We start from the raw sequence: 20028 nt of genomic DNA, 5'->3' as shown, positions 1-20028 counted from the left end.
GATCGAAGTATCGATGTCCTAATCATGCGCTTGCGCCGAAAGCTGGAGGCTGATGCGGCCAACCCTCGCCTGGTCAAAACATCCCGTGGCGCAGGCTACTTCTTCAACGCTGACGTAGATGTTAGCTACGGAGGCACGTTGGCCGCGTGACAGTGAGCTATGCTGGAGATTGGGGTGACGAGGCTGATCAAGCCTTCCAACAGTACCAGCCTGATCAATTACGGCGAGAGCTACCGGTCCGGAGATCGCATCAGCGCCTCTGTCGTCAAGAGAGCTGTTCTGCTTGACCCCAGCCATGGAGCTCAACGCCCCGCGTCGGAGCGCTCCCTGCTTCTGAAGGAAGCCACTAGGTCCGCTCGGGCTTGATCGGAGGCTTGGCTGATGGACGTCGTGGTTGCTTCGCTCAGTTGCCGCCCCATGGCGCGGCTTTGCGGATTATCAGTCCTCTGCCTCTTCGCCGGTCTCAACAGCGCTGTGGAATGTTCATTGTTTATGATGACGCCCCCGCTGTTCACGAGGTTGCTCCTGTCAAGTGTACTCGTCAGTCCGTCCTGGGCCTCGCGCTTCTTGCCCAAGTGCCGTTCAAACGGCGCTGGCGCGACTTGTTGAGCTCGAGAGATGGGTCCCTGCTCTCCTGCGTGGCCATGAGCTTGTGCCGCGGTCTGCGCAGCGGCGTCCCCAATGGCACGAGCCTCCATGCCGACTGCGTCTTCCGGACGAGCAGCAAGGGCAATTTCGCGCCCGAGTGCGAACTTCCGGACATGAGTTAGTGCACTGATTTCAGCGGTTTTCATATAGCGCTTGGCATCTTCATCCAGCGACCGCTCGTGAAGCCGATCCGCAATCCCCGGCTTTTTGTTTTCAACCAGGCATTGACTGAAACGTCTAAGAGCAGACCCATAGACCTCAACGGTACGGGGTTTCGGCCCGGTCGGCGCTGCCTCGTACGCTTTGATGAGAGCCGCTGTGTACTCTCTGATGAGCACGGCGTCGGCAGGGTGGGGATTCAGGGCCGGGCGGCCCACCACTGGCGCTCCGCCCGCCCACGTCTTGAGACGACCCAGTGACCCAGCCACGGCCGAGGGGCCGCCACCCCAGATCTCGTACTCCTTGCGATCCCGATCCAGCGACTCCTCGTGAAGCCGATCCGCAATCCCCGGCTTGTTATTTTCAACGAGCCAATGACCAAAGCCGAAAAGAATATCTACATGGCGCTTGACCGTGATCTCCCCGACCTTACCGGCATAGAGTGCTGACCTCAGCCCTTCGACAAGGGTCGCATCGTTGGAATAAAGAGGACCCTTGTCGGGACCGGAGACCACTTTTGGGCGATCTGGCTGCACCGCCGCCGGCACAGAACGAGCATGGTCACGCAACTCGGACGGTGCGGGGGGATTCAGATCAACCACTGACGAATCCGGCGCATGATGATGGCGCGCCGTTGAGTGACCCGGCTGCAGCACCGAGGCACCCAGCATCGACCCACTGCCTCCGGCGTACGGCGCCGCGGCGTGTTCTTGTCCGCTCCCTTGCATCATGGGCTGCGCTTCCCATGGCAATGCACCCACTTGATGGGTGGGGGCCTGCATCAGCACGCGAGCGCCTGAATTGCCGATCTCGCTCAGCTGCGGCTCAGTGGCAACGTCCTGCAGACGACTGTTCGGGGTCCTTTGCCTCTTCGCTGGTCTCAACTCCGCTGTATCATGCTCACGGTTGATGAGGACCTCCTCGCTTGGTAGCTGGTTGCTCCTGTCCTGTGCTGCGATCCGCTCGTCCGGCGCGCGCTGGTCGCCGTCGCGCCAGCTCAGGGGACGAAAGGACCCTGCGGGATCCGAGGCTTGGTGATGGGGCCCAGTTGGCACGAAAGACGATGCCAGTACAGCGTCGTCTTCATTAGCTTTCCCAGGGGGGAGATACTCTGGCCAACTGTATTCCTCCTGCGGCCCGCTGTGCTGCGCAGCGGCGTCCCCCTTGCTCTCAAGACTTTGAAATTTAAATGGGTCCCCGGGAGCAACGTCTGGCGCTGACTGGCCGAGCCGCTTGATCTGCTGGTGAAACGTCCCAACGGGGCTTTCCTTAACCGCGTCTCGGGCCTGTCGGTCCATGAGTTCAAAGTTCGTGAGATTATTTGCCGTTCCGAATGTATCGTCACCCCTGAGGCGGGTTTGTAGTGCCTGCCGATTGACGACGAGGTTGTTGAGGTTCAGGTCATCTGGCTGCGATTGCAATCGCCCAACCAGCGCCCGCGTGCCGTCCACCACGTAGACTCCGCAATCCACCACGTTGCTCTGCTGGGCGATGCGGGATACGCCCACGCGGGTCTCCAGGCTGGCGCCCAGATTTTCTGCGAGCTCTTTTGCAAGCGGGTCATGCCATCCGTTGTAGGAGTCATAATGATAGGCAACCGGCCGTTCCCGGTCGCTGCGATCAACGAACAGCAGCGACCAATGTTTGCCGCGCTCCTCACGAGTCTTACCGGCATCGCTCACTGGCACGAACAGGAAGTCGGCTGTGTCGTTGCCGTTCTTATGGACGATGCGCTGGAATGCGCTTAGCATGACGCTCTTGGAGCCCAAGCGCAGATGATAATTGGCTACGAGGGGATCCACGAACCGCGTCCGGGCGGCGAGATCTGGATTGTTCCCCTGCAACTCCTGCTCCAGGAGTTGGTAATCCCTCTGGATATGTTCGTCGCCTAGCCATTCCAATGCGCCGAGCACCCGCCCGTCTTTAGCTTTCCCAGGGGGCCTCTCTGGCCGACCCAATGCCTCCTGCGGCCCGCTGCGCTGCGCAGCGGCGTCCCCAATGGCACGAGCCTCCATGCCGACTGCGTCTTCCGGACGAGCAGCAAGGGCAATTTCGCGCCCGGGTGCGAACTTCCGGAGATGAGCTAGTGCACTGATCCTCCGGTTAGCACCGGAGTTCACATAGCGCTTGGCATCTTCATCCAGCGACCCCTCGTGAAGCCGATCCGCAATCCCCGGCTTTTTGTTTTCATGCAGGTATTCACTGAAACGTATAAGAGTAGATCCATAGACCTGAATGGTACCGCGATTCGGCCCGGTCGCAGGCGCTTCTTTGTACTCTTTGATGAGAGCCGCTGTGTAATCTCTGATGAGCGCGGCGTCGGCAGGGTAGGGATTCCGGACAGGGCGGTCGACCACTGGCGCTCCGCCCGCCAACGTCTTGAGACGACCCAGTGCTCTAGCCACGATCGAGGGGCCACCCCTGCTCTCGTACTCCGAGGGGCCACCCCTGCTCTCGTACTCCTTGCGATCCTGATCCAGCGACGATTCGTCAAGCCGAGCAGCAAATCCCGGCCTGTTATTGTCAAAGAGCCAACGACCAAAGCCGAGAAGAGAATTTACATGGCGCTTGACCGTGCTCTCCTTGACCTTACCCGCGTAAGCTGACCTCAGCCCTTCGACAACGGTCGCATCGTTGGAATAGAGGGGACCCTTGTCGCGACCGGAGACCCCTATTGGAGGATCTGGCTGCACCGCCGCCGGCACAGAACGAGCATGGTCACGCAACTCGGACGGTGCGGGGGGATTCAGATCAACCACTGACGAATCCGGCGCATGATGATGGCGCGCCGTTGAGTGACCCGGCTGCAGCACCGAGGCACCCAGCATCGACCCACTGCCTCCGGCGTACGGCGCCGCGGCGTGTTCTTGTCCGCTCCCTTGCATCATGGGCTGCGCTTCCCATGGCAATGCACCCACTTGATGGGTGGGGGCCTGCATCAGCACGCGAGCGCCTGAATTGCCGATCTCGCTCAGCTGCGGCTCAGTGGCAACGTCCTGCAGACGACTGTTCGGGGTCCTTTGCCTCTTCGCTGGTCTCAACTCCGCTGTATCATGCTCACGGTTGATGAGGACCTCCTCGCTTGGTAGCTGGTTGCTCCTGTCCTGTGCTGCGATCCGCTCGTCCGGCGCGCGCTGGTCGCCGTCGCGCCAGATCAGGGGACGAAAGGACCCTGCGGGATCCGAGGCTTGGTGATGGGGCCCAGTTGGCACGAAAGGCAATGGCAGAACAGCGTCGTCTTCATTAGCTTTCCCAGGGAGCTCGCGCCCGAGTTCGGACTTCCGGAGATGAGCTAGTGCACTGATCCCACCGGAGTTGTTATAGCGCTTGGCATCTTCATCCAGCGACCCCTCGTGAAGCCGAGCCGCAATCCCCGGCTTTTTGTTTTCAACCAGGTATTCACTGAAACGTCTAGGAGCAGATCCATAGGTCTGAATGGTAGCGGGATTCGGCCCGGTCGGCGCTGCCTTGTACTCTTTGATGGGAGCCGCTGTGTAATCTCTGATGAGCGCGGCGTCGGCAGGGTCGGGATTATTCAGGACAGCGGCGCGGTCCAGCACTGGCGCTCCGCCCGCCCACGTCTTGAGATGACCCACTGCTCTAGCCACGTCCGAGGAGCCACTCTTGCTCTCGTACTCCTTGAGATCCGGATCCAGCGACTCCTCGTGAAGCCGAGCAGCAAATCCCGGCCTGTTATTATCAAAGAGCCAACGACCAAAGCCGAGAAGAGAATTTACATGGCGCTTGACCGTGCTCTCCAATGCTGACCTCAGCCCTTCGACAATGGTCGCATCGTTGGAATAGAGAGGACCCTTGTCGCGACCGGAGACCCCTATTGGAGGATCTGGCTGCACCGCCGGCGGCACAGAACGAGCAGGGTCACGCAACTCGGACGGTGCGGGGGGATTCAGATCAACCACTGACGAATCCGGCGCATCATGATGGCGCGCCGTTGAGTGACCCGGCTGCAGCACCGAGGCACCTAGCCTCGACCCACTGTCTCCGGCGTAGGGCGCCGCGGCGTGTTCTTGTCCGCTCCCTTGCACCATGAGTTGCGCCTCCCATGGCGATGTATCCACTTGAGGGCCGGGATCATGCACTGGTTCGTCCATTTGCTTTTGCAACCGAGCCCACCTTTCGGCCACCGCGGCCTCGCCAACCGCGGAGGGCGTCTCCTCAGCCCCGGCGAACGCTGGCCCGGCAGGCGCCGCCGGCACAGAACGAGCATGGTCACGCAACTCGAACGGTGCGGGGGGATTCAGATCAACCACTGACGAATCGCGCGCCGTTGAGTGACCCGGCTGCAGCACCGAGGCACCCAGCATCGACCCACTGCCTCCGGCGTAGGGCGCCGCGGCGTGTTCTTGTCCGCTCCCTTGCGTCATGAGTTGCGCCTCCCATGGCGATCGTAGAAGGTCCGCGTGCGGAATCGAGTCGAAATATCCCGACAAATCAGCGTCGACCTTCTGCTTTTGCAACCGAGCCCACCTTTCGGCCAACGCGGCCTCGCCAACCGCGGAGGGCGTCTCCCCAGCCCTGGCGAACGCTGGCCCGGCAGGCGCCGGCGGCACAGAACGAGCAGGGTCACGCAACTCGGACGGTGAGGGGGGATTCAGATCAACCACTGACGAATCCGGCGCATGATGATGGCGCGCCGTTGAGTGATCCGGCTGCAGCACCGAGGCCCCCAGCATCGACCCACTGCCTCCGGCGTAGGGCGCCGCGGCGTGTTCTTGTCCGCTCCCTTGCACCATGAGTTGCGCCTCCCATGGCGATGTATCCACTTGAGGGCCGGGATCATGCACTGGTTCGTCCATTTGCTTTTGCAACCGAGCCCACCTTGCGGCCTCCGCGGCCTCGCCAACCGCGGAGGGCGTCTCCTCAGCCCTGGCGAACGCTGGCCCGGCAGGCGCCGCCGGCACAGAACGAGCATGGTCACGCAACTCGAACGGTGCGGGGGGATTCAGATCAACCACTGACGAATCGCGCGCCGTTGAGTGACCCGGCTGCAGCACCGAGGCACCCAGCATCGACCCACTGCCTCCGGTATGCGGTGCCAGGTGCTCGTCCCCCAGCATCATGGGCTGCGCCTCCCATGCCAATGCACCCACTTGATGGGTGGGGGCCTGCATCAGCACGCGAGCGCCTGAATTGCCGATCTCGCTCAGCTGCTTAGCTTTCCCAGGGGGCTTCTCTGGCCGACCCAATGCCTTCTGCGGCCCGCTGTGCTGCGCAGCGGCGTCCCCAATGGCACGAGCCTCCATGCCGACTGCGTCTTCCGGACGAGCAGCAAGGGCAATTTCGCGCCCGAGTGCGGCGTACGGCGGGAACTTCCGGAGATGAGCTAGTGCACTGATCCACCGGTTACCACTGGAGTCCAAATAACGCCTGGCATCTTCATCCAGCGACCCCTCGTAAAGCCGAGCCGCAATCCCCGGCCTGTTGTTTTCATGCAGGTATTGACTGAAACGTCTAAGAGTAGCCGCATAGTCCTGAGTGGTTTTGGGATTCGGCCCGGTCGCAGGCGCTCCCTTGTACTCTTTGATGAGAGCCGCTTTGTACTCTTTGATGAGCACGGCGTCGGCAGGGTCGGGATTCAGGGCAGCGCGGCCCACCATTGGCGCTCCGCCCGCCGACTCTTTGAGACGACCCAGTGCTCTAGCCACGTTCGAGGAGCCACTCTCGCGCTGGTACTCCTTGAGATCCTGATCCAGCAACGGATCGTCAAGCCGAGTAGCAAATCCCGGCTTGTTATTATCAAAGAGCCAACGACCAAAGCCGAGAAGAGAATTTACATGGTCCGTGACCGTGCGCTCCCCGACCTTACCGGCATAGAGTGCTGACCGCAGCCCTTCGACAACGGTCGCATCGTTGGAATAAAGAGGACGCTTGTCGCGACCGGAGACCACTACTGGAGGATCTGGCTGCACCGCCGCCGGCATAGAACGAGCATGGTCACGCAACTCGAACGGTGCGGGGGGATTCAGATCAACCACTGACGAATCCGGCGCATGATGATGGCGTGTTTCCCCGGGAACAACGTCCCGTACGAACACCGAGTCTGGGTTGCCTTGGTCCGGCGCGACTGGAGCCAGGGCTCTGTCGTGCAACGCTCGCGCTGACTGGCCGAGCCGCTTGATCCGCTGGTGAAACGTCCCAACGGGGCTTTCCTTAACCGCGTCTCGCGCCTGTCGGTCCATGAGTTCAAAGTTCGTGAGATAATTTGCCGTTCCAGATGTATCGTCACCCATGAGTCGGGTTTGTAGTGCCTGCCGATTGACGACGAGGTTGTTGAGGTTCAGGTCTGGCAGGTCTGGCAGGTCTGGCTGCGATTGCAATCGCCCAACCAGCGCCCGCGTGCCGTCCACCACGTAGACTCCGCAATCCCACTCGTTGCTCTGCTGGGCGATGCGGGGTAAGTCCACGCGGGTCTCCAGGCTGGCGCCCAGCCTTTCTGCGAGGTGTTTTGCAAGCTTGTCATGCCATCCGCTGACGGAGTCATAATGATAGGCAACCGGCCGTTCCCGGTCGCTGCGATCAACGAACAGCAGCGACCAATGTTTGCCGCGCTCCGCAAGAGTCTTACCGCCATCGCTCACTGGCACGAACAGGAAGTCGGCTGTGTCGTTACCGTTCTGATTATGGACGATGCGCTGGAATGCGCTTAGCTTGTCGCTCTCGGAGCCCAAGCGCAGATGATAATTGGCTACGAGGGGATCCACGAACCGCGTCCGGGCGGCGAGTTCTGGATTGTTCCCCTGCAACTCCTGCTCCAGGAGCTGGTAATCCCTGTGGATATGTTCGTCGCCTAGCAATTGCAATGCGCCGAGCACCCGCCCGCTGGGGTCGCCGAAAACACCAAAAAACCCTTCGACCGCGGGGGACATCCCCTCAGGAAAGAGCTCTGGCGAGGCGGAATTCCCCGCCCGCAAGCTGGGCGGAGCGAATTCCGGTGGCCTCAGTGGCACCTCCTCGCTTGGTAGCAGGTTGCTCCTGTCCTGTGCAGCGATCCGCTCGTCCGGCGCGCGCTGGTCGCCGTCGCGCCAGATCAGGGGACGAAAGGACTCTGCGGGATCCGAGGCTTGGTGATGGTGCCCAGTTGGTACGAAAGACGATGGCAGAACAGCGGCGTCTTCATTAGCTTCCCCAGGGAGCTTCTCTGGCCGACCCAATGCCTTCTGCGGCCCGCTGTGCTGCGCAGCGGCGTCCCCAATGGCACGAGCCTCCATGCCGAGTGCGTCTTCCGGACGAGCAGCAAGGGCAATTTCGCGCCCGAGTGCGGCGGACGGCAGGAACTTCCGGAGTTGAGCTAGTGCAATGATCCTCCGGTCACCACTGGAGGCCTTATAGCGCTTGGCATCTTCATCCAGCGACTCCTCGTGAAGCCGAGCCGCAATCCCCGGCTTGTTGTTTTCAACCAGGTATTCACTGAAACGTCTAAGAGTAGCTCCATAGTCGTGAATGGTTTGGCGATTCGGCCCGGTCGCAGGCGCTCCCTTGTACTCTTTGATGAGAGCCGCTTTGTACTCTTTGATGAGCACGGCGTCGGCAGGGTCGGGATTCAGGACAGCGCGGCCCACCATTGGCACTCCGCCCGCCGACTCTCTGAGACGACGCAGTGCCACAGCCACAGTCGAGGAGCCACCACTGCTCTCGTACTCCTTGAGATCTTCATCCAGCGACTCCTCGTGAAGCCGAGCAGCAAATCCCGGCTTGTTATTTTTAAAGAGCCAACGACCAAAGCCGTAAAGAGAATTTACATGGCGCTTGACCGTTTCCTCCTTGGCCTTACCCGCGTAGAGTGACCTCAGCCCTTCGACAACGGTCGCATCGTTGGAATAAAGAGGACGCTTGCAGCCGCGACCGTCGGAGACCACTACTGGAGGATCTGGCTGCACCGCCGCCGGCACGGGGGAACGAGCATGGTCACGCAACTCGAACGGTGCGGAAGGATTCAGATCACCCACTGACGAATCCGGCGCATGATGATGGCGCGCCGTTGAGTGACCCGGCTGCAGCACCGAGGCACCTAGCATCGACCCACTGCCTCCGGCGTACGGCGCCGCGGCGTGTTCTTGTCCGCTCCCTTGCATCATGGGCTGCGCTTCCCATGGGGCCGCGCCTTCGATGAGGCTCAGGTCTCCGTGAGACGGATGAGGATGGAACGGGTCTGGCAGAGCCGGAACGCCGGGGGCGGGAATTTGGGCAGCGGCTTGGCGCGCCTCGCCCGAGCGCTGCTCAAAGCCCTCTTGCCCGGCCTGTGCCGCTTGCTCTTGAGATGCCGGGGGCTGCACCTGCCGCCAACCTGTTACATTGGATAGGTCAAATTTGTGCCGGTTCACGCTAGCCTCACGTCCACAGATCAGCTGAGCAACCTACTCGGGCATACTTACGAGAAGCTGACGAGGTCCGCGGTCCCGGAGCGGGTAGGCCTAATTTTCTGGGCGCCGATTGCGCTGGCGCGACGTAGCCCGGCCTTTTGCCAGCTCGGCAGCTACGGCTCGCAAAGAGCGTCGTAAGGCTTGCGGAGCCGCCCCTCAGCTCCCGTCGAGGAGCAATCCACAATTCACATATTTGGAGATGGCTCGCTGGTTTACCGGTCTGCGAGCCCTGCAAGCCCATGCTTCAGATGCCGCCCGTGCAGCGGTATTTCATTTCGAGGTAGTCCTCGAGGCAATGGCGGGAACCCTCCCGCCCGATGCCGGACTGCTTCACTCGGCCGAAAGGCGCGGCTTCCGACGACATGCGTCCCGTGTTCATACCACTATGCCATATTCCAAGGCCTCGGCGACACGCCAAACACGCTTCCGTTTGAGGCACAAATGTGGGGGAAGGCCATAGATCGTGTCGTTGGCCTCATGCACGACCTATCCGCATCGTCGAAGCAATCACAGGCGCCAGCCGCCCGAATGTCTCTTTCTTGCGCGATGGTCATCTCGCTGGAGACCGGACCGATAGTTCGACGTGCCATTCGCGCGATGCGTTTGCCCCCGCATCGATTCTGCGGCCTTTCGCGACGGCATGGGATTCGATTTTGGCCAGAGCCTGCCTGTCGATCAGCGCACCGATCGCCACTCCGGAGCAAAGCCCTCGCCAACGATAAGTGGCGGACTTTCTCCACGAACTCTCGACAAACACCTTCGTGAACGCCTGACTGGACGGGGGTAGCCATGCCGAACAGGTCGCATAACCACGCCATCGTTCGGCGACTGCAGCCGCGAAGCGTCTCGAACACATCGGCTCGATGCGGTTGCGTCCAGAATGCATCAGCGAGCGGCGGGAGTCTTCGCTATATTCGCCCCCGACATCCCGAAGTCCACCAGCTTGCCTGCCAAAAAGGGGTGTTGCATGAATAAACCCGCTTTCGTCGCCGTCAGCCGCGTGCCCAGGAAGGACGACAGTCTCCATAGCAAGAATGCGAGATGATCATCGTATTCAGCGGCAGCGTGCCGGCGAAATTGGGTGTTCGGCAAGCCAAATAGCGCGATGCAGAAGGATGGTGAGGATTTCGCGTCCGCCACTGCGATGCATAGAGCCACCCTTCGCAACCGACCAGCGCAACAAAGCTCGTTATGCGGCGCGTAGGTTCGTAGACGCTTATCCAGTATCGAGATAACAAGGCCGCTGCGCAGGAACGAACTCTGAGAGCGCACCCTGCGAGAGGTTGCGCTTGCTGACGCGGCTGTGGAAGAAGCAGGGGCTCGCGCCGAAGCGCATGATCACCGACTAGCTTCGCTCGTATGGAGCGGCAAAGCGACAGATGATGCCGGACGTCGAGCACCGGTCGCACAAGGGGTTGAACAACAGAGCGGAGAATTCCCATGTGCCGCCGCGAAAACGGGAGCGGATGATGCAGGGGTCCGATCGCCGGGAGGCCTGCAACGCTTCGTCTCGACCTTGTCAGCCCTCCGCAACCTCTTCGTCCCCCGCCCCAAACGTTCTGCTCTCGCCATACATGTTCATCGCTTGCAAGCCATCGCCGAATGGAAGGCCGTGACTGGAACGCCCGCAACAATGGATTGCTAACGGCGAACTCATGCTGGTCGGCAAGGCGATACTGGCTGGAGCATCAACTCGGCCGACGAGAGTGGCCACACCATCCTAGACAGGATCGGCCGATATGCCCGGCATCGCCGCTCTGCAAAAAGCACAGCGGGCATCCAGACGTTGCCGGGTTGACTATGGGTGTCCGAACCGCGAAAAGAGGCCGCTCTTTATGAGTGGCGTGCGCTGGCAGTCTAACCCCAAGCCCCCCGCCCGGGCTGCCGGCGCGCTTCTAGGAACATCGAGGTAGATGACGAGACTCCGAACTACATTTCCAAAGCTATCGGTGGATTCACATTTCAAGCCCAATCGATTTCCTACAGCCAGGCGCGAACGTTCGATTGGAACATTCAGAATTCACATCAAGGTGCACCGCTATTGCGTCCCGAACAGGTTCGGCTGCTCGATGACGACTACGAGATTGTTCTCATCAAAGGTCTGCCACCATTAAAATTGAGGAAGGTGCGATATTTTTCGGATCGCATTCTGAAACGCATCTTTGAAAGCCAGACAGGCGCCCTCCCGGAGCCGGCGCCCTTGACGGGAGCAGAGGAGGCGCTCTCCGCAGAATCTCAACTCGATGACCCGCTGTGTGAATTGGCGCAGGACTTTGACGATACAGTTTGATGTGAGGCTAGTATGAACCCGCGAAATAGTAATCCATCCCGTGTAACAGCTTTGTCGCAGGTGCAGGACGCCGGCTTGGAAGACGGGCAAGCGGTCCAGGCCCGGCGAGTGGGCTTTGAGCAGCACGTGTCCGAGGCGCTCCGGCCGCTGTTCGATGGTCGAGCTGACGAGCCGCCTACCGGTCCAGAGGAGCTTCTGCGACTGGAAAAGGGGTTTCGCGAGGTGCTTCAGCGAGGGCAGGATCATCAAGCCGCCTCGTCTTTTTTCAGCGATCCAAGAATGCCCGCTGGACGGGATGACCCCAAGGGAAGCGTGTCGGACGCTTTCGCAGCAGCCGGCTCTAGGCACGCCGTAGTTGAGGCCGCCGCCCCGCCAGTGTTAGCTGCCAGCCAACAGCAGATCCGGCCCTCGCCAGTTGCGTTTGACCGGCCGGTATCATCCTCGGCTGCTGCAGGCGTGCGCTTGTATGCCCCTTCGATGATCTCTCGGAAGACCAGTTCCGAAAACTGCGATCAGTTGCCCGCCTTGTGCTGCCGCCTCGCCGTCGAGGTCGAAACGCCCGCGAATCAATGGAAGGTCAGCGGGCCATGGGGGCAGAGTGCAACGGTGTCTACACCGCCTGTTTGAGGGGAGAGGTACACTTGGCTTTCCTGTTCCAGCAGCATCCGGCCGCACACCGACGCGATGGGGAGCTAGAATTCAACTCGGACCTTCGCAAGGCACGCACCGCGGCTCAAACGCCGTTCGTTTGGGAAAAATGGCTCAGTACCGACAAAGCTTCTGTAATGGCCCTAGTGGCCTCGGTTGCGCTCTTGGTCGCGATACAGTGGCAAGACCCCCAGATCAACGAGGCGGTCCTAAGCGAACTGCGGACGATTCAGATCAACTCCGCATTGCTCCAGCGAGACGTCGCCCGCGCCGACATGGTATTGGACTTCCGTTCCGTTGCTTCTACCGGGCAAGCATTAAAAAGGAACCTTCAAAACTACCAACGCCTTGTTGAGATTTCGCCCAATGAGAGCTCCGGGGTGCACTCCAGGTTGGTTGCACAGCTCAAAAAGTCCCTCGAAAACACAGAAGCTGCCATCTCGAACTCGGCCGCGCAAAATGAGCTTCTGCAAAGCTCTCTCGTACGCTTTGCTCGCTCGGCTAATCGCCTTTGGGGGGGAGTGTCGAACAGGCCTGAATTTTCCAATCTGATCCTTCAATTTTCGGCCAGACCGGGATTCAGCCTCGCATTACAAATCGATCAGTCTCTCCGCCGACTTCCTCCTAGCCAGGACCAAGTCACGGAGGATGTTGCCCGCGAGGGCCGCGCTATCCTGTCCTCAATGTTGAGGTTGGACCGCGCTGTCAATCGGATCCCATCCTTCGACACGTTCGCCAAGGCTGCCGAATTGGAGCGAGAACATCTGAAAGCCTACAGCTTCGCCAGCGCGCAAGCGCAGCGTACACGGCTTTTCTTTGGCTTGGTGTCCATATGCCTCTGCTTGTTTGCGACCATTCGAGCCTCCACGCTGCATGTGCGGACGAACCGGTTGGAAAGGCGGTTAGAGCTTGAAGCGGCGATGAGTGAGATCGAAGCTTGTTTCATCGACAGTCAAGCAACGAAGGCTTCGCGGCGCTTCTCCACCGAAGCGGCGCTTAGACTCATTCAATGCGTTTTCGATGCGGATCAATGCGCGCTTGCTCTGGTGGATCCGAGTATCAGCAGGAATACCGAGTACTTTGTCGCGAACAAGCGCATGCGCGTCTGGAACGCCACGCTAATCCATGAAGTCGTCTCACTTGTACACCCGGAACAGCCAGTGTTTCGCGTCGTTCCGGCGTCGGAAGTGGTTCGGACTGCCGTAGGCACTACCGGTGTTTGTCAAATTGTTGGTTGCCGGGCCTCCGATCAGCAGGCTGCGGTTTGTATCCTTGTTTTTGAAGGAGATCGCTCACCACCCTCCACAGACGACCTCCTGGTTCTGGCGAGCGCTACTGTGCGTTTAGGCAACCATCTTGAAATGCAACGTGTACACACGGAACGTAACCTTTTTGAGAGTCGATGGGAGCATGCGGAAAGGCTGACGGCTGTCGGCACAATCGCAAGCGGCGTTACACATGAATTCAATAATGTTCTAGGAGCAATAGTCGGCTACGCAGAGATGGCTAAAGGTCTTGTGCGTCGCCCCTCGAGAATTCGGGGCCACATCGGCCAAATTATCTTGGCCAGCAACCGAGCCAAACTGATTATTGATCAAATTTTGTCACTAAGCCGAAATCGGAAGCGCGTGACGATGCCTTTCGACGTCTCGGAGAGTGTAATGGATCTCGCGCCATTGCTGCGGGTTACACTTCGTGCGGATGTTCAGTTGAACTTCAAGATCAACGAGTGGCAAACGGTGATCGAGGGCAGCCCGACCGAGATACAGCAGATCCTTATGAATCTATGCAAGAACGCGTCGGAGGCTCTCTTGAATGAGGGCCGTGTCGAGATTAGCGTTTCTCGCGCTCACGTCTGTCAAACGAAGCCCGTGGCTAAGGGCACCTTGAAACCGGGAGATTACGTTCTCCTCTCCATCAGCGACGATGGCCAAGGAATCGCAAGTTCGGTGCTTCCGCATATCTTTGAGCCCTTTTTTACCACGCGCTCTCGCGTCGGCGGGACCGGACTGGGTCTTGCTGCAGTGGACCGCCATGTGAGCGCGCTCGCAGGATGCCTTGACGTCACCTCGGCTGTTGGCCGAGGTACACGCTTCGATCTCTACTTACCGGCCTGCGCTGAGGAGCAGGTCAGAGCTGATAGCGCTTTCGGCCCATGCGATGGATCACTTGGCAACGGAGAAATCATTGCAGTCGTTGACCCCGATCCAGCAGCGTTGGAGATCTACAAGGATAAGATCGCCGCGCTGGGTTATAAGCCGGTCGGCTTCGCGACCTTCGAGAGTCTTTGCGACTGGATCGAGAGCGGGAAGGCAGCCGACCTCCTAATTTTCGATAAAGCGACTTTCCTCGGGCCAGGACAGCCCGAAGCTCTACGTACCACCCTGATGACGGTGCCCATCATCGTCGTTGGTGGAAGCGACCCCATGCCGATCACATCTGGTAATCAGACCTTCGTCCTTTGGCTAGCCAAACCGGTCTCGTCCAGGACGATGGAGCATGCAATTCGTAGGATGATAATGGCATGATGCCGCCGACGCGCTCAGGATACCGAGCTACCGAGGCAGTCGGAGGCGGAGCCGGCTGGGATCCAGCAAATACAAGAGCGTCGGACGATCTCTGCGCACCCGGCTCATGGCGAGTTCCCCTCGAACACCGTCGTCGGCTCCGCCCAAGGAAGGGCTCCCCGACCACGGCAAACCTGCCGCCGTGCTCGTGACCGTCAAGGACAAGTCGCCGCGCGATGGGGTCTGCGGGCCTCCATCCTTGACAAGTCACTGCGCGCTGGCGGCGACAGGCAACGGGTAATATAAGGTCGGGACGAGGAGATGGTCGCCAATCGGTCACGCAAGATGGTTGACGAAATGACTCGAGAGCAAAGCTTGACAATCATCGCCCCATTCACGCCAGACTTCTCCTGTGCGTTCATCATCGGCTACGGCTCCTCGCTGCCCCGACAAGGCTATCGCCGCCCGGCCGGGCAAGCGATATCCCAGGTTCCGACGTGTTCCTTTCATGCTAGATTGACCTAGGCCCCGGCAGGGCGGGAGCATGAGGCTGGGTTCTCGGTCGCGGATCTGTGAGGCAAGCACGGGGTAAGCGACGGCTCGACCCACCATTGGGAAGGCCGGCTTCGGCACGGAGGTGCGGCCTCGGCGTTGAGAGGCATCGGATCGGGTGTAGCAGGACTTTCGAACTAACTGCCGACAACACACTGGATAGGCTGTTCTCGTCGTTCGGTCCAGTTCACCAACGCCTATGTCGACATTTTACGGCGCTTCACTACTAACCGGGCACCGCACGATGGCAGCTCGTTCTCTCCGGCAAAAGATACCCCCTGTGTTAGCTTCCGTGTGTCTGCTTGCCCTCACCTGCGGGATACGTAACGCCATCCCTAAAAGCATCGAATGCGGCAGCGACAGCGCGAATCCCAAAGCGATGCTCCCGCGTACGCGGACAAAACCGTTTTCGAAGTCCACTATTCCGTCCTTGGCCAGCATCGCCAAACGCTCATCTGAACCGCGAAGACGGATCGGATCAGATCCGTGGGCGACACAGATTGCCGGCACGTCAGCCTCGAAATCGCACATTAATCGCTCGATAATTGCGGCTCGCACGCGGTCGTCGTCTGTGAGGCGATGGCCCTTCGATGTAGCCAGTCGGCCAGCTGCGATGTGCTGGATGTAGGAATCCCCTGTAACTTCGTTTTGAACGTATCCCTGGCCGGTGCGGCCGATAGCCGACGCGCCGAAACCGATCAGGGTTCTGCAGGTGTCAGCCGAGTAGCCCAACGAGTTACGTCGCAGGCGACCTGTTTCCTGTGCCAGCGCGAGCTCGTCGTCCGGAAAGGCGAAATGGTCGAGCCCGATCTGTCGGTAGCCGGCGGCAATCAGCCTCACGGCGACAGCCGCATACTGTTCAGCGCGGGCAGCGCTGTCGGGAAGAAATTCCGCCTCGATGGGAGGCGCTGGTTCTTTATTTGGGATGGGATATGCGAGTAGCCGAACAAGGCAAGCCGGTCGGGGCGCATGGCGACCGCTGCCCTCGCCGTCTCGACCCACGACACCACCGTTTGACGCGGCAGGCGTCCCATGGTGATAACAAACCACCTTGCCGCTGAGCTCGCCTGTGTCTTTGCGTTATGCCAGTCCGTTCCGCTTAGATGTCTTGGCTGTTCCCGCCGAGACCTCACGCGCACCGTTTTATTCCCACCATCCCTCCCCGTCAGCTCCGCCTGGGAAATTCTGCCAGCTTGCCGGATCCGACGAGATAATGCAGCGCTGGGACGGACTTTGCTCGCCAGCTAGCGACCGTGGTGATCTCTGCCAAAAGGACGAGGCCATGAACGCGATCGGCGCTAACGGTGGCGGTTTGTATAAGCCTTGGGGTGGGAACTGGGCCTTCTATGCTGGCGCCACATACAAGCTCAACGAGACAACTTCGTTCTACCTTCGGCTCTCCCGGTGACCAGCTCTCAGTAGCGTCGCGGCAAACGTTGCCTATGGGCTTCTTTTCGATTTCACAGCTACGGCGACTCCAAACTCAGCAGTCGGCAAGATGGAAGCTTCCAACGGGAACTGCCCAATGCGAACAAGAAGAGCAGTGTCGGCAGTAATCCTGCGCCTCGAACGCTCATCCTAACGCCGTGAAGCGTAGAGCTCCGAGGTTGAGCAGACCAAGCCCGCAACACGCTCTAAAAAAACGGCGCATACAAGCCATCCGAGATTGCAGCCTAGCCTCGGGGCCGGACGTTGTTTCATATCAGACCGGTGGGGATGAAGCCTGCCATCCAGCACCCGGTCAGTTTCAGGTCAAACTTGAACTCCCAGTCGGGTCAGAACGCGATCAACTGGCAGTCCGACGCACTTAAAAATGACAAATGGATCGCCTGCTTTTGGGCCATCCATGGGGAATTCGGGCGCGAGAGAACAAGCTCACACAGCATAAGCGAAGCTCCAGGCGAATCTTGCGCTGGCCGAGGCAGAACCATGTTTAAAGCTGCCTGTTTTCCACCTCGAACCTGTCTGAGTCCGGCCGATCGTCATAGATCGGCCAAAGCATCGGCCAGATGGCTCCCCCAATTACGGTTTGTGCGTAGTTGTCAGTACGATAGGCCTGCCGAACATCGGCCATGATCATCATCGGCAGCATCGATTTGTGTCCAAGCCTGGCGACGTCGGCTGTTTTGGGCAAAAGCCTGCACTCGCGTACCGCAGCCAACCTCGCCCCATCTCGTGCGCATCATGAACACCTACTACAGCAACCTGATCGAAGGCCACGATACGCGCCCGCGCGACATCGAACGGGCGCTGGTCGGAATTTCGATCGAGACGAGAACCGCCGCAATCTGCAGCTCGAGGCGGCCGCGCACGTTCGCGTGCAAGCCGAGATCGACCGCCTGGCTGCCGATGGGCAGTTGCCGGAACCGGCATCGGTAGGTTTTCTTCGATGGCTGCATGCGGAATTCTACCGCGATGCGGAATCGCCCATGCTGACCATCAAGGGTTCCGGCCGTGAGTTCGTCATGGCGCCAGGTGAGTGGCGATCGAAGCCAGAGCATGACGTCGCCATCGGCCGGCATGAACCGCCTTCGAGCGATCGCGTCAACGATTTCATGCAATACTTTGCCATGCGTTATCGCTTCGATAAGCTGGGCAAGGCCGGACGCATCCTGACCATTCCTGCCGCGCATCACCGCTTCAACTACATTCACCCGTTTCCGGACGGCAACGGACGCGTCAGCCGATTGATGAGCCACGCCATGGCCCTCAGGCCGGGGTCGCCGCGCACGGGCTGTGGTCGATCTCACGAGGCTTGGCACGTGGCGTGAAAAGCCGAACGGATTACAAGAGCATGATGGATCATGCCGATATGCCCCGCCAGGGTGATCTCGACGGACGTGGCAACCTCTCCGAACGCGCACTCGGCGATTTTACCTTATGGTTCCTGCAGGCGTGTATCGATCAGGTGAGCTTCATGACCGGACTGTTCGATCTCGACACGTTGGCCAAGCGGCTGTATCGGCATGTGGAGCGCAGTGGTCTGAAGCCCGAAGCCGGCCGCCTCGTGGAGGAAGCGCTCACGCGCGGTGAGTTTGACCGCGGCGAGGCATCCCGTATTAGCGGACTACCCGAACGTACGGCGCGTCGAGTGTTCAATGACGTAATCGCGCTCGGACTATTGGCGTCGGAAACGCCAAAGGGCCCAGTGTCCCTACGCTTTCCGGCGGACGCTCTGGACGCGCTGTTTCCGAAGCTTTTTCCGGAAACGTAAGAGCATAGGGCGCTCACGATCTTAGGTCACTTCTCCTCGGAACCGGAAAGATTTTCACCGGATCACCCGCGGGTTCGTCATTCCGCGTTCTGAGACGCGGGAAAAGCCGGCGCACTAGAGCCGAGGCCGCCGATGCAGACATATTTGGTGTCGAGGTAATCCTCGATGCCCTGATGTCCGCCTTCCTTGCCGAGGCCGGATTCCTTGACGCCGCCGAAGGGTGCCTCCGGCGTGGTGATGAGGCCTTCATTGACGCCGACCATGCCGTATTTCAGCCCTTCCATGACGCGGAAGGCGCGGCCGAGATCGCCGGTGTAGAAATAGCAGGCGAGGCCGAATTCGGTGTCGTTGGCGAGCGCTATCGCTTCCTCTTCGGTCTCGAACTTGAACACCGGGGCGACCGGCCCAAAGATCTCTTCCTTCATGAAGCGCATATTGGGTGTCGCGTTGGCGATGACGGTCGGCTGGAAGAACGAGCCGCCGAGCGCATGGCGCTTGCCGCCGGCAACGATCTTGCCGCCCTTGGATGTGGCGTCGGCGATCAGTTCTTCGACCTTCTCGACCGCCTTCTCGTCGATCAGCGGCCCCTGCTGCACGCCGTCCTCGAGGCCGGAGCCGACCTTCAGCCCATTGCTGGCGGCAGCGAGCTTCTCGACGAACTTGTCATAGACACCAGCCTGGACAAGGAAGCGGTTGGTGCAGACGCAGGTCTGGCCGGAATTGCGATACTTGGCGGTGATCGCACCGGCGACCGCACGCTCGAGGTCGGTGTCATCGAAGACAATGAACGGCGCGTTGCCACCGAGTTCCATCGACACTTTCTTGACGGTGACCGACGACTTCTGGATGAGAAGCTTGCCGACTTCCGTCGATCCGGTGAAGGTGATCTTCGACACCAGCGGATTGGCGCAGATCTCGTCGCCGATCTCGCTTGCCGAACCGGTCAGGATGTTGACGACGCCCTTGGGGAAGCCGACCTCCTCTGCGAGCGCACCCCAGGCGAGGCCCGAATATGGCGTCTGCGAGGCCGGCTTGACCACTGCGGTGCAGCCGGCGGCGAGCGCCGGGCCGAGCTTGCGGGCCAGCATCGAGGACGGGAAATTCCACGGCGTGATGGCGGCGATGACGCCGACCGGTTCCTTGGTCACCAGGATACGGCGATCCGCCCACGGCGACGGCACCACGTCGCCATAGGTGCGGCGGCCTTCCTCGGCGAACCACAATATGTAGGCCGCGGCAGAGCCAATCTCGCCCTTCGATTCGAACAGCGACTTGCCCTGCTCGATGGTCAGCAGTTCGGCCAGCACGTCCTGATTGTCCATCATCGCGTCGTGCAGCTTGCGCAGCAGCTTCGAGCGCTCGAGCGCGGTCGTCTTGCGCCAGGTCTTGAAAGCTTCCGCGGCGGCTTCGATGGCGCGGCGGGTCTCGGCTTTGCCCGACTTCGGCACGGTGCCGATCTTGAGACCGGTGGCCGGGTTGTTGACGTCGACCGTCTGGCCGCTGTCGGCCTGCACCCATTCGCCGTTGATGAGATTGGCCTGGCGCATGAAATGGCTGGTTTTCTGAAGCATGGTCTGGCCTCCGTTCGGATAAGACAATCAGGATCCTGTATGCTGGCTGCGGCTCGCG

The 20028-nt window shown here is 60.3% G+C and carries 6 protein-coding genes and 4 pseudogenes; 6 read left to right on the top strand and 4 right to left on the bottom strand.

Annotated features, from left to right (window positions below; all coding sequences use genetic code 11):
- Window positions 1–150, top strand: a 150-nt coding sequence (locus tag NKJ18_RS27295; RefSeq protein WP_352662894.1) for a winged helix-turn-helix domain-containing protein, incomplete at its 5' end; no start/stop codon positions are given.
- Between the two features lie 152 nt (window positions 151–302).
- On the opposite strand, the gene NKJ18_RS27290 is transcribed toward NKJ18_RS27295, so the two are convergent.
- Both NKJ18_RS27290 and NKJ18_RS33055 read right to left on the bottom strand, forming a co-directional pair.
- The gene (locus NKJ18_RS27290; RefSeq protein ID WP_352760707.1) at window positions 303–8774 is read right to left on the bottom strand and encodes a Ulp1 family isopeptidase; all 8472 of its coding nucleotides are present in this window, start codon (window positions 8772–8774) and stop codon (window positions 303–305) included.
- Between the two features lie 658 nt (window positions 8775–9432).
- Window positions 9433–9967: pseudogene (locus NKJ18_RS33055) on the bottom strand (aldehyde dehydrogenase family protein); the annotation flags it as partial.
- A gap of 507 nt (window positions 9968–10474) precedes the next feature.
- On the opposite strand from NKJ18_RS33055, the pseudogene NKJ18_RS27280 reads away from it, so the two are divergent.
- From NKJ18_RS27280 to NKJ18_RS27270, 3 genes and pseudogenes are all read left to right on the top strand, one after another.
- Window positions 10475–10833, top strand: a pseudogene (locus NKJ18_RS27280) (DDE-type integrase/transposase/recombinase); the annotation flags it as partial.
- 267 nt (window positions 10834–11100) lie between these two features.
- Window positions 11101–11478, top strand: a pseudogene (locus NKJ18_RS27275) (type IV secretory system conjugative DNA transfer family protein); the annotation flags it as partial.
- 641 nt (window positions 11479–12119) lie between these two features.
- Entirely contained in the window at window positions 12120–14654 is a 2535-nt protein-coding gene (locus NKJ18_RS27270) for a two-component system VirA-like sensor kinase (protein ID WP_352760702.1), read from the top strand.
- 814 nt (window positions 14655–15468) lie between these two features.
- Here the strand turns inward: NKJ18_RS27270 and NKJ18_RS27265 are convergent.
- Window positions 15469–16210: pseudogene (locus tag NKJ18_RS27265) on the bottom strand (oxygen-independent coproporphyrinogen III oxidase); the annotation flags it as partial.
- A gap of 1047 nt (window positions 16211–17257) precedes the next feature.
- Here NKJ18_RS27265 and NKJ18_RS27260 point away from each other — a divergent pair.
- Window positions 17258–17956: a Fic family protein gene (locus NKJ18_RS27260; protein ID WP_245264324.1), complete on the top strand. Its 699-nt coding sequence runs from the start codon at window positions 17258–17260 to the stop codon at window positions 17954–17956.
- A 23-nt stretch (window positions 17957–17979) separates the two neighbouring features.
- A complete protein-coding gene (locus NKJ18_RS27255) occupies window positions 17980–18399 on the top strand; it encodes a Fic family protein (RefSeq protein ID WP_023737287.1) in 420 nt (139 codons plus the stop codon).
- Window positions 18400–18476: 77 nt separating this feature from the next.
- Here the strand turns inward: NKJ18_RS27255 and NKJ18_RS27250 are convergent, their stop codons facing one another.
- A complete protein-coding gene (locus tag NKJ18_RS27250) occupies window positions 18477–19970 on the bottom strand; it encodes an NAD-dependent succinate-semialdehyde dehydrogenase (protein WP_023768617.1) in 1494 nt (497 codons plus the stop codon).
- Between the last annotated feature and the right edge of the window lie 58 nt (window positions 19971–20028).

It is taken from the genome of Mesorhizobium sp. M0217, assembly GCF_040321955.1.
Lineage (GTDB): Bacteria > Pseudomonadota > Alphaproteobacteria > Rhizobiales > Rhizobiaceae > Mesorhizobium.
Note: the sequence above shows the minus strand (reverse complement) of the source record. Positions and strands in the feature narration are given on the sequence as shown.

Bases quoted from the DNA above. Each gene is read 5' to 3' on its own strand.
- NKJ18_RS27260 (WP_245264324.1), top strand. From the start codon at position 17,258: ATGATCATCATCGGCAGCATCGATTTGTGTCCAAGCCTGGCGACGTCG.
- NKJ18_RS27255 (WP_023737287.1), top strand. From the start codon at position 17,980: ATGATGGATCATGCCGATATGCCCCGCCAGGGTGATCTCGACGGACGT.
- NKJ18_RS27250 (WP_023768617.1), bottom strand. From the start codon at position 19,970: ATGCTTCAGAAAACCAGCCATTTCATGCGCCAGGCCAATCTCATCAAC.